This is a genomic window from Microcoleus pseudofavosus SVA1_A4 (assembly GCF_036700565.1).
Lineage (GTDB): Bacteria > Cyanobacteriota > Cyanobacteriia > Cyanobacteriales > Microcoleaceae > Microcoleus.
Window position 1 is genome coordinate 1 of the sequence record NZ_JAUBPE010000135.1, and the last position, 9,920, is coordinate 9,920.

The 9,920-nt window shown below is 45.5% G+C and carries 13 protein-coding genes and 1 pseudogene; 8 read left to right on the plus strand and 6 right to left on the minus strand.

What is annotated here, in order from left to right:
- Positions 1-301: 301 nt before the first annotated feature.
- The 3 genes and pseudogenes from QUA02_RS32175 to QUA02_RS32185 all read right to left on the minus strand — a co-directional run bounded on the left by QUA02_RS32175 (position 302) and on the right by QUA02_RS32185 (position 1,782).
- Positions 302-664 carry a hypothetical protein gene (locus QUA02_RS32175; protein WP_333033772.1) on the minus strand — a complete coding sequence of 121 codons (363 nt, stop codon included), beginning with the start codon at positions 662-664 and terminating at the stop codon, positions 302-304.
- Between the two features lie 71 nt (positions 665-735).
- Positions 736-948, minus strand: a pseudogene (locus QUA02_RS32180) (Uma2 family endonuclease); the annotation flags it as partial.
- Positions 949-1,143: 195 nt separating this feature from the next.
- Positions 1,144-1,782, minus strand: coding sequence for a peroxiredoxin (locus QUA02_RS32185; RefSeq protein ID WP_333033773.1), 639 nt, complete (start codon positions 1,780-1,782; stop codon positions 1,144-1,146).
- Positions 1,783-1,942: 160 nt separating this feature from the next.
- On the opposite strand from QUA02_RS32185, the gene QUA02_RS32190 reads away from it, so the two are divergent.
- The 7 genes from QUA02_RS32190 to QUA02_RS33855 all read left to right on the plus strand — a co-directional run bounded on the left by QUA02_RS32190 (position 1,943) and on the right by QUA02_RS33855 (position 6,015).
- A complete protein-coding gene (locus QUA02_RS32190; RefSeq protein ID WP_333033785.1) occupies positions 1,943-2,218 on the plus strand; it encodes a hypothetical protein in 276 nt (91 codons plus the stop codon).
- 95 nt (positions 2,219-2,313) lie between these two features.
- Positions 2,314-2,676 carry a cupin domain-containing protein gene (locus QUA02_RS32195; protein WP_333033774.1) on the plus strand — a complete coding sequence of 121 codons (363 nt, stop codon included), beginning with the start codon at positions 2,314-2,316 and terminating at the stop codon, positions 2,674-2,676.
- Between the two features lie 548 nt (positions 2,677-3,224).
- Entirely contained in the window at positions 3,225-4,106 is an 882-nt protein-coding gene (locus QUA02_RS32200; protein WP_333033775.1) for a ChaN family lipoprotein, read from the plus strand.
- A 38-nt stretch (positions 4,107-4,144) separates the two neighbouring features.
- The gene (locus QUA02_RS32205) at positions 4,145-4,726 is read left to right on the plus strand and encodes an NADPH-dependent FMN reductase (protein WP_333033777.1); all 582 of its coding nucleotides are present in this window, start codon (positions 4,145-4,147) and stop codon (positions 4,724-4,726) included.
- 247 nt (positions 4,727-4,973) lie between these two features.
- The gene (locus QUA02_RS32210; protein WP_333033778.1) at positions 4,974-5,444 is read left to right on the plus strand and encodes an excisionase family DNA-binding protein; all 471 of its coding nucleotides are present in this window, start codon (positions 4,974-4,976) and stop codon (positions 5,442-5,444) included.
- 3 nt (positions 5,445-5,447) lie between these two features.
- Positions 5,448-5,798, plus strand: coding sequence for a PIN domain-containing protein (locus tag QUA02_RS32215; protein WP_333033779.1), 351 nt, complete (start codon positions 5,448-5,450; stop codon positions 5,796-5,798).
- Between the two features lie 49 nt (positions 5,799-5,847).
- On the plus strand, positions 5,848-6,015 hold the full coding sequence (locus QUA02_RS33855; protein ID WP_510182606.1) for a VapC50 family PIN domain-containing toxin: 168 nt from the start codon (positions 5,848-5,850) through the stop codon (positions 6,013-6,015).
- Positions 6,016-6,093: 78 nt separating this feature from the next.
- Here the strand turns inward: QUA02_RS33855 and QUA02_RS32220 are convergent, their stop codons facing one another.
- The 3 genes from QUA02_RS32220 to QUA02_RS32230 form a co-directional block, all read right to left on the minus strand.
- Positions 6,094-6,228: a hypothetical protein gene (locus QUA02_RS32220; protein WP_333033780.1), complete on the minus strand. Its 135-nt coding sequence runs from the start codon at positions 6,226-6,228 to the stop codon at positions 6,094-6,096.
- Positions 6,229-6,331: 103 nt separating this feature from the next.
- A complete protein-coding gene (locus QUA02_RS32225; protein WP_333033781.1) occupies positions 6,332-7,165 on the minus strand; it encodes an inositol monophosphatase family protein in 834 nt (277 codons plus the stop codon).
- A 76-nt stretch (positions 7,166-7,241) separates the two neighbouring features.
- On the minus strand, positions 7,242-8,675 hold the full coding sequence (locus tag QUA02_RS32230) for a BCD family MFS transporter (RefSeq protein WP_333033783.1): 1,434 nt from the start codon (positions 8,673-8,675) through the stop codon (positions 7,242-7,244).
- A 150-nt stretch (positions 8,676-8,825) separates the two neighbouring features.
- Between QUA02_RS32230 and QUA02_RS32235 the strand changes: the two genes are divergently transcribed.
- Complete coding sequence (locus tag QUA02_RS32235; RefSeq protein ID WP_333033788.1) at positions 8,826-9,770, plus strand: aldo/keto reductase; 945 nt, start codon at positions 8,826-8,828, stop codon at positions 9,768-9,770.
- The last annotated feature ends 150 nt before the right edge of the window (positions 9,771-9,920 follow it).

Genomic DNA, 9,920 nt, shown 5'->3' on the forward strand with positions numbered 1-9,920 from the left:
ATTGTATTCCTGTCTACTCCCAAAACTCGGGCTATGTAAATAATTCCACCATGTCCAAGTTTTACGGCTTCTATCGCTGCATATTTTCTTTGCTCTTTTTCAGATAAAGACTGATGATGTTTTCGCATTAAATCAGTAATTTCGTCTCAGTAGTACATAAATTAAGTTAGTAAGAAATGATTCACATCAAAAAATTATGGGCGACATAAGAAGAACCAAGTAGGTATAATATTTGACATCTCTACCGAAACATAAACCTATTCATATTCACTCATTTATTTATTATACATCGCTGATGTTATTAAATTTTCAATCCTAAGAGCCTCGCAGCACCTTGCCGTCGGTGGCAATGGTTTCTCCAGGTAAAGGTTAAATGCCGAAGAATCGAGATAAACAAGCCGAGTAATCCCGGTAATTGAGTCGCAACAGTGTACGCCGAATTGTGCTGTAAGACGGTAAGCGCCCTTTGGGTGGCGCTCTCCATGGCTACCAATTCATCATGGTAAGCCCAAAGCCAGTCTCCCATCGCCAGAAATCCACGATTTCCAGCCGTCACCGACAGAGTAAACAAAGCTAAACATAGAGCTTGCGTATGGCGTTGTCCTGCGGTACGCCGCGTATCAGGCAGGGCTGTAAAAGCTTCGACAATGGCAAGTTGAGACATCGTAGACGGGCCTTTCGGGTGAGAATCAACCCAATATCATATCAGCCTTTCGATCAGAATGAAATAGCCCTGGTTCCATCTTGCCCGGCCCAAATATACAACTCTCCAAAGACGCTACCGCTGCGATTTCCAGTCTCCGAACCAGTAGGGGGCATAATTAGCAATTCTCCAGATTTGTTGCGTTCAATTCGCAACTCACTATTGATTTGACAGAACTCGAAAAACTCGTCGTCTGTCATTTGGAATTTGGGCGGTACTCGCAACACAATTGTTGATGACAGCATTTTGCCTTTCCTCAAATCTAAAGTGTTTACACAAGATTGCACAATTGCTTTGTTTGTAGTGAGGACTTGAGTCCTCAAAAATCAGGATTAAGGATTCAAGTCCTAACTACAAGCTGGTTTGAGGCGCCAATTATAGAGGTAAGGTGTGCAGTACACACCTTACATAATTAGGTTCTGCGTCCAGGAATGTTAAACCTATTTATTCGGCTGAGGAGTCATCCGCAAATAAGGCTTAATCGGCGTGTAGCCTTTAGGAAATTTCTCTGCTAACTCTGCGGGGTCGGTAATCGAAGGCACGATTACGCAATCGTCGCCATCTTTCCAATCAACTGGAGTCGCAACGCTGTATTTGTCCGTAAGTTGCAAGGAATCAATTACTCGCAAAATTTCATTAAAATTCCGACCAGTGCTCGCCGGATAAGTAATGCTCAAACGCAATTTCTTTTCCGGGTCAATCACAAAAACTGTGCGGATTGTTAAGTTGTTTAGCGAGTTGGGATGGATCATGTCGTAAATGTCGGAGACTTTACGATCGCCATCTGCTAAAATCGGATAATTGAGGGTGACATTTTGAGTTTCCTCAATATCTTTAATCCAGCCCATGTGAGAATCCACATCATCGACGCTGAGGGCAATAGTTTTGACGCCCCGTTTTTCAAATTCAGACTTGAGACGGGCCACTGCACCGAGTTCTGTGGTACACACTGGAGTATAGTCTTTCGGGTGCGAAAACAACACTACCCAGCTATCGCCGGCCCAGTCGTAGAAATTGATTTCCCCTTCAGACGAAGCTTGGGTAAAGTTGGGAACTGTATCGCCTAATCGCAGAGTCATAACTGATTTCCTCTAATTTTATTTAAGGACTGTTCCTTATCATGCCATAATTGCCCGGTTTCTCGATCGAGCTTTACATGATTCTCAACTTTTTGGTCGATCGCTCGCCAATTCCACTAATGTAATGTATGTGTGGCTTCTAGCGCTAAATTTTCTTGCTATGCTTTACTTTTTGCTTAAGGCAATACAGCCTGTTTTAGTTCCGCTGTGTTTTGTCTCCGCCTGGGGTTTAGTTTTTTTGCTGTGTTCGAGTATCGCGCGTACAGTCGCCGACTCCCTACGCCGAGCTCAGCGGATGCACCAAATCCCCTGTGCTAAGTGCGTATTTTTCACCGGCGACTACCACCTCAAGTGTCCAGTTCAGCCTACAATAGCTTTATCTGAAGATGCGATCGACTGTCCCGATTATCGATCGCATTCGGGAACTTACGGTTAAAAAATTCGGTTGGATTTTTATATATTTCTTAACATCTCTCGCTCTTTCAATTAAACTTAACTTATGGTAAAGAGATTTTCAGGAGTGTGCAAAGAATGTTAGTTCAAAAGCTAAATGCCTGCGAGGAGTTTATTGCTGGCGACGGTACTCAACTGCGAGAATTGCTGCATCCAGACAAACAAGCTGTGGATTTGCGTTACAGTTTAGCCCACGCCGCTTTGCCAGCGGGACAAACTTCTGCGCTGCACTCCCTGACAACTTCTGAAGTTTACTACATCCTCAGCGGCGTTGGGGAAATGCACATCGACGGCGAAAATCAATTCGTGGAAGCCGGAGATGCAGTTTACATTCCGCCAAACGCCAAGCAGTTTATTTACAACTGCGGCACAGAACCGCTAATATTTATTTGTATCGTCGATCCCGCGTGGCGAAAGGAAGACGAGACAATTTTTCAGTAATTTTCTAGTTTTTATCCTTGTATGCTTGTTACCCGGCTCTGCCCGGTAACGCATATCTAGAGGCTCTGCCTCTACTGAAAAAAACATCACAAATCGAAAATTTCTTTTAACAACAACAGCACCCAGCCATATGTACCGAGTGATTTCCTCTTTTTTCAACTTCGATGTGGAGTTGCAATAATCCTCGGATTCAGTTGCATTGCTCCCCTCTAATTAGTTGAGGAAGTATCAGCTTTGTTGGTGGGTGCTGCTATTGGTTTTTAATGAGACAGATGTGAGATTAAACAGCGTTTTACTCCTTAGATTCTATTGTGAACTTCGCTGTGATATCTAGATTTGGTATCTGTCGGAGAAGCTTTTTGTTCGCTTCATATTATTAATTTATCACCTTCTTCTAGAAGCGCAAGTACCTGCAACTAAACTTTACATTTTTAGAAGTAACTGCGGATAATTATGAAGTTAAATTAAGCATCGAGCTTTCTAGCTGCTCAGCGAAAATAGTAGAGTTCGGCTGTGCTTGCTGCTGCGAGAAACGGCATAATATCAATATGAAAACAACCAAACTCATCAAACTGTGCGCCTTATCGCTGAGTATCTTTCTGCTGTGCAGCAGTGTAGTGACAGCGCAAACGACGGCGAACCCTCAACCTCCGCAAACTTACACTAACCAAGAGATTCTGCAACAGTTGGTGAAGGCAAAAGTCGTGTATCTGGGAGAAACCCACGATAGCGCGGAAGACCACCAAACTCAACTGACAATTATCCGAGAAATGCAGCGGCAAAATCGGAAAATTGCGATCGCCCTAGAAATGTTTCAGCGTCCCTTTCAAAGTGCGATCGACAACTACTTAGCAGGTAAACTCACAGAAGAGCAATTAGTCGAGCAAACAGAGTACGATCGCAGGTGGCGTTTTCCCTGGGAATATTACGCCCCCATTTTGCGGTTTGCCAAACAAAATCAACTACCAGTCATCGCCTTAAATACACCATCCGAAGTAACGAGAAAAGTTGCCAGTCAAGGTTTAGAAAGCCTCACAGCAGAGGAAAAAAAGCACATTCCGCCAATATCCGAAATTCGCACCGACAACGCCGAATACCGGCAACTGCTGCTAGAAGTTTACCAGCAACACCAAAAGGCAGCACAGGGAAATAGTACGGCTTTTGAAAGATTTTTGCAAGCCCAAGTTTTGTGGGACGAAACTATGGCGGAAAAAATAGCTGAATTTGTCAAAGCCAACCCCGACTATCAAGTTGTGGTGTTGGCGGGAAAAGGGCATATTATTTACGGTTACGGCATTCCCAGTCGCGTCGAGAGGCGTTTGGGAGTCGGGAATGTAAAAGTGCGATCGATCTTATTTAGTTCCAGTGAAAATCCTGCTTTGTCGGCAGATAGATCCATTGCTGACTTTGTTTGGAAGCACTCGGAATAGTACAATTTTACTCGGAAGCAATAATCAGGAAAAAATCAATGACAAACAGACCAAAAATACTTGCATTTGCCGGAAGTACCCGCGAAGCATCCTACAACAAACTGCTGGTAAAAGTGGCGGCTGCTGGGGCTACTGCGGCGGGTGCAGAAGTTACTTATGTAGATTTGCGCGATTTGGCGATGCCGCTATTTGATGAAGATTTGGAAGCAAAAGAGGGAATGCCAGAAAATGCCCGGAAGTTGAAGGAATTGATGGTAGCGCATGACGGGTTTTTGATAGCTTCCCCCGAGTATAACAGTTCAGTTACGCCCGTGTTGAAAAACGCGATCGATTGGGTATCGCGCCCAGCACCGGGCGAACCGGGATTGGTGGCATTTACTGACAAAGTAGCGGTAATTATGAGCGCTTCCCCAGGCGGACTTGGCGGTTTGCGGGGATTGATTCATTTGCGATCGATCCTGGGGAATATTAACGTATTCGTGCTGCCGGATCAGAAAGCAATTCCCCAAGCTTTTGCAGCATTTAATGCTGACGGTACGATGAAAGATTCCAAACAGCAGGAGTCTGTTGAAAATCTCGGTGCTAAGTTGTCTAATGTGCTGTCGAAATTAATCGCGTGAGGCGATAAAGCAACGGAGGACACGGCACTGCCGTGTCCCTACCCTAAAATAATCCTGAGCCCCTCGGATGCAACTATCGCCCGATTAATTGTAGGGAAACGGCACTGCCGTGTCCTGATTTTGGGTACGTGTCCTGACTTTGGGTAATATTAATTCCGATGCTATTGGATTTGATATCAAGTGCGAGCGGCCAACAAAATTGCTATCATTATTAACAGATTGCTTGTTATTCTCACCCCAAATTAACATGACATTCACCGGAGATCCCGACTCAGCACCTGCTTTGCCGACAGCCGAAGAAGCAGCGGTTGCCAAAACCAGCAGCCGCGCTTTAGAATCGCACTTGCAAAATCATCCGTCTGGCGAATCCCTCAAATTGATATTAAACGAAAAAGAGGGAAAGACAATTGACATACCTGCAGCAGCGTTGCCATTACTGTTAGCAATTTTGCAACAGACAAGCAGCGGCAATACTGTTAACATGATTCCAATTACTGAGGAACTCGATATCTGGCAGGTTGAGGCCATACTGAATGTCTCGCGCGAGTATGTGTGGAAGTTGCTAGATTCTGGCGAAATTCCTTACAAAATGGTAAGTACCTGTCGCCGAATACGTTATGAAGATGTAATGAAATATAAAAAGCAGGATTATGACAAAAGAAGTAAAATACTTGATGAACTTGTCGCAGAATCAGAAGCACTCGGTTTGTACGACTAACTCATGGAAATTGTAAAAGTTGTCTGCGATGCTAATGTTTTGTATTCAGCCGCACTCCGCGATTTTCTGATGGAATTAGCAGTTGGTGATGTGTTTGAGCCGAGGTGGACAGAAGAGATTCACGGCGAGTGGATGAGAAACGTGCTTCAGAACAATCCAAATCTCACATTAGAACAGCTTGCCCGAACCAAAAATCTGATGAATGCAAGTATTAAAAATTGTGTGGTGACTGGCTACGAGCCAATTATACCAGAGTTGGAACTTCCCGATCCGGGCGATCGGCACGTTCTAGCAGCAGCAATTCATTCTCGCGCATTTTATCGTTACTTTCAATCTCAGGGATTTTCCTGCTGAGAATCTTAAACAAGATAACATTCAACCGCTGCACCCAGATCAGTTAATCCTGCGCTTTCTCAACTTTAAGTTTGAAGGTGTCTGCAAAGCAGCCGAGAAACAAAGAATCAGGCTCAAGAATCCGCCAAAAACGCCTGACGAGTATTTGCAAACGCTGGTAGAATTGGGACTGCCGCTGTCAGCAACTCGGATGCGAGAATTGTGCTATCGAGATTAGCGCGATCGCAAACCGCAGACTTTTCTTAATTTATTTCAATATTTTCTATTGTGCCTCTACTTGAAAACGGGTATAATTTTATTTCATACAGATAATAGCTAGTTGAACAACTACCATAAATTGTAGCAGCATCGCATCACCCGATCGACCTAAAAGAAAACCACCCGATCGCACATTGCCAGAAATAGACCAGAGCCAGCATACTTGAATCATCGGTCATCGGTCGGTATATTTCTTACAAACCGCACGGCAGGCGTGGGAGACTCCTCCGTCACACCTGCCATGCAGTTTTATTTAATAATTTTGCGATCTTAAATCACCCCATTTTTTTCTTCTTCCAAGCCTCAACAAACGGCAAGAATACCGACACCAACTCCTGCCGGTTCATCACCAAAGTCGGATAAGAAACCCTCCCGTAATTCTTCCCCACTTCCAGCGGAAAAATCGCCTGCGACTCCAGCGGCAGCCAAACCGCACCCGCAGCCTTCACAATTACCCAACTCCCGGCAATATCCCAAATTTTCGGAGTCGCTTCCACCCCTCCCATAGCCGCACCCGAAGCCACAGTCAAAAAATTGTAACTAGCCATACCCAACATCCGAATTTTACTCGGAAGATGAGGCCCGATGCCGACACTCCGCGAACACAAATTAAAAATATGATTTCCGCTCATTTTATCAGCAGTCGGGCGAATCGGGCGATCGTTCAAAAACGCACCTTGAGGCATATTTGTCAATACATTGTCGCCCGCCAAATCCCCTGCATAAAAACCGTGAAAAGATTGATTCAGCAGCGGCAAATGCACGCAGCCAAAAACCGGAGTTCCGCGATACAATAAACCCAAAGAAATACCCCAAATCGGAATTCCCCGAGCAAAATTAGTCGTGGCGTCCAGAGGATCGACAACCCAACACCATTCAGTATCCGGGAAAACGTGTTCTCCTTCCTCGCTCAAAATTCCGTGACTGGGAAAAGTAGATGCGATCGCACTTCTAATTGTCGCATCCGCCCAATTATCAGACTGCGTAACCAAACTCCCATCATCCTTCTCATCCGCTTGTGCAGAACCGAAATCTTTCAAAAACTGCTGGCCGACTGTCTTGACAGTAGTCTGAGAAAAACTTAAAATAGAATCCCAAAAATCTTTCATTTGCAGTTTTTTTGTATTAAGGACTTCAGTCCTTTATCAAGAAGAAAATGAGGACTCTTCGTCCTCACTACAAACCTCAGTCTAATTCATTTTCAAAAATAGTTGCGATCGCACTTTTAGCATTATCCTGAAACTCCCCAACATCCACCCTACCCAACAGCAAAACAGCCACTACCATACCCGCCGCAGGCACCGCAAACACCAACCCGTAAGCCAACATCGGTACCCCAAACAAACTTCTGCCCAAATCCAAAATAGCACCGCCGCTAACCGTCGCCACACCACGCGCCATCGCCTGCGACAAACCCCAAGCGCCAATAAAAGTCCCAGCAGTTTCCGCAGCAGTCAAATCCAACATCAAACTCAGCGCCCCCGTCGTCGTAATTCCCGAAGCTAAACCAAACAACATTAAAGCCGACTTAAACACAATTGGATTTCCTGTAAATCCAGATAAAATAATTAAACCAAAACAAGCCGCCACCGACAAACAGCCCAACCTAATCGTATTTTGCTTGCCAATTCGCGGCACAATTAAAAAACCAGTTGCGCTCAAACCAAAAAGCACGCCAGTACCATAAATAGCATTCAACCGCGTAGTTTCCGAAATCGGCATCTTAAAAATTTCCCCGCCGTAAGGTTCCAAAACCGCATCCTGCATAAACAAGCAAATTGTCATAACCAGCAGGAAAGTAAAAAATAAACCGGTTTGGCGGCTAGCAGTCAAAATCCGCAGCGCACTTCCCAGGGTAATTTTATCTTCTCGATTCACTGCGGACGATCGCACCCCGTACCGCGAATACTTTTTCTCAACCCCAAAAGTCGCAATCCCCACCAACAGCAAAACAAGCGCCGGCACCTTCACAAACAAACCGTTAATCGAACCCTGCAACACTTCCCGCGGCACATCCCCATCAATTTGCTTCAGCAAACCGCTGCTAACAATCGCCCCGATAATAATACCAACCATCAGCATCGACCACACCACACCCACCAACTTCGATCGATCTTCCTCATCCGAAACATCCACCAACAAAGCAGCAAAAGGAGTCGAACTCGAACAAATAGCAATACCGTAAAGTGCAAAAATCAAACCCAACAAACCCACCCAACCGTAAGTAGGAGTCGTCCACCCCACAGCCTCCAAACTAGCGCCCAAGCGCCACATCACCTGCACCGCCAAAAAAGCAGAAATCACAAACAAAACGCTTCCTACCCACACATAACCCGTGCGGTGATGGCCAAACAAAGGCTTAGCATCAGACATTTGCCCGAACCACACCCTAGCCGGTGCGACAAACTGGTGCATGGCCAGCGTACCAGCCACCACAGTAGCCGGAATCGCCAACTCCTTAATCATGACGCGATTGAGCACCCCCAGCGTCAAAATCGACATCATGCCCAATCCCATCTGAAACAAACCCAACCGGAACATAGTCAGCAGGGTAACTCTCTTGATAGCAGGAGTCGCGGAATCTGTTAATCTGGAATCTGGTAAACGGTCGATCGACATAACTACTCAAATAAACACATCATTTGCACTTATAGTAACTGAGATATCGCAACCCGCCGCCTTTCCTCCCCCGGCTAGAAGCTCGATCGCAATTATTCGTATAAATTCATATAAAAATAAAGAGAATCAAGAATTATGGATTTAGCAAGCGTGACAACCATTACCCTAGGACAAAATGGCCCAGCCGTCATTCCCCTGTGCGTCGGAACTTGGGCTTGGGGCGACAAACTATTTTGGAACTACGGCAGCAACTACGGCGCCGCCGAAGTCGAAGCAGCATTCAAAACATCCCTAGACAGCGGAGTCAACTTTTTCGACACAGCCGAAGTCTACGGTAACGGCTTATCAGAAGAATTACTGGGACAGTTTCTTAAAAAAACCACCCAACCCGTGCAAATAGCCACCAAATTCGGCCCCGTACCTTGGCGGATTACAGGAAAATCAGTTTCCGACGCTTTGAGTGCCAGCTTAAAACGCTTGCAAGTAGAACAAATAGCCCTCTACCAAGTGCACTGGCCGTTTGCTTTTTTACTCAGTCAAGAAACCCTGATGAACGCCTTAGCCGACGAAGTAAAACAAGGCAGAATTCAAGCAGTAGGAGTCAGCAACTATTCAGTAGAACAGATGCGCCAAGCCCACAAAATACTAGCAGCCAGAGGCGTTCCCCTAGCAACAAATCAAGTCCGGTACTCCTTGCTGTCGCGGCAAGTAGAAAAACAAGGAATTGTGAGTGCAGCCCGCGAATTGGGAGTCACAATTTTAGCTTACAGCCCCTTAGCCCAAGGATTGCTCACCGACAAATACACAGGCCAAGTACAACCTACAGGAGCCCGCAAAATGGACTCCCGCTTCAGCAAAACCGGCATCGAAAAAATCGAATTAGTCATGTCCACCCTGCGGAAAATGGGCAAAAAGCGCGATCGCACCCCCGCCCAAGTAGCCCTCAACTGGTTAATAGCTCAAAACGGAGTTATCCCAATTCCCGGCGCTAAAACCGCCAAACAAGCCCAAGAAAATGCAGGCGCTTTAGGTTGGAATTTGAGCCAAGATGAAGTCAACCAACTAGAATTAATGACTCGTCCTTGGCTAGAATAAATTTGTTAATTGTTGAGTGTTGACTGTTAATTGTTGAGTGTTGACTGTTGAGTGTTGACTGTTGACTGTTGACTGTTGAGTGTTGACTGTTGACTGTTGACTGTTGACTGTTGACTGTTGACTGTTGACTGTTGACTGTTGACTGTTGAC

Bases quoted from the DNA above. Each gene is read 5' to 3' on its own strand.
- QUA02_RS32200 (WP_333033775.1), top strand. From the start codon at position 3,225: ATGAAAACAACCAAACTCATCAAACTGTGCGCCTTATCGCTGAGTATC.
- QUA02_RS32190 (WP_333033785.1), top strand. From the start codon at position 1,943: ATGCTTTACTTTTTGCTTAAGGCAATACAGCCTGTTTTAGTTCCGCTG.
- QUA02_RS32195 (WP_333033774.1), top strand. From the start codon at position 2,314: ATGTTAGTTCAAAAGCTAAATGCCTGCGAGGAGTTTATTGCTGGCGAC.
- QUA02_RS32220 (WP_333033780.1), bottom strand. From the start codon at position 6,228: ATGATTCAAGTATGCTGGCTCTGGTCTATTTCTGGCAATGTGCGATCG.
- QUA02_RS32210 (WP_333033778.1), top strand. From the start codon at position 4,974: ATGACATTCACCGGAGATCCCGACTCAGCACCTGCTTTGCCGACAGCC.
- QUA02_RS32205 (WP_333033777.1), top strand. From the start codon at position 4,145: ATGACAAACAGACCAAAAATACTTGCATTTGCCGGAAGTACCCGCGAA.
- QUA02_RS32225 (WP_333033781.1), bottom strand. From the start codon at position 7,165: ATGAAAGATTTTTGGGATTCTATTTTAAGTTTTTCTCAGACTACTGTC.
- QUA02_RS32185 (WP_333033773.1), bottom strand. From the start codon at position 1,782: ATGACTCTGCGATTAGGCGATACAGTTCCCAACTTTACCCAAGCTTCG.
- QUA02_RS32230 (WP_333033783.1), bottom strand. From the start codon at position 8,675: ATGTCGATCGACCGTTTACCAGATTCCAGATTAACAGATTCCGCGACT.
- QUA02_RS32215 (WP_333033779.1), top strand. From the start codon at position 5,448: ATGGAAATTGTAAAAGTTGTCTGCGATGCTAATGTTTTGTATTCAGCC.
- QUA02_RS32175 (WP_333033772.1), bottom strand. From the start codon at position 664: ATGTCTCAACTTGCCATTGTCGAAGCTTTTACAGCCCTGCCTGATACG.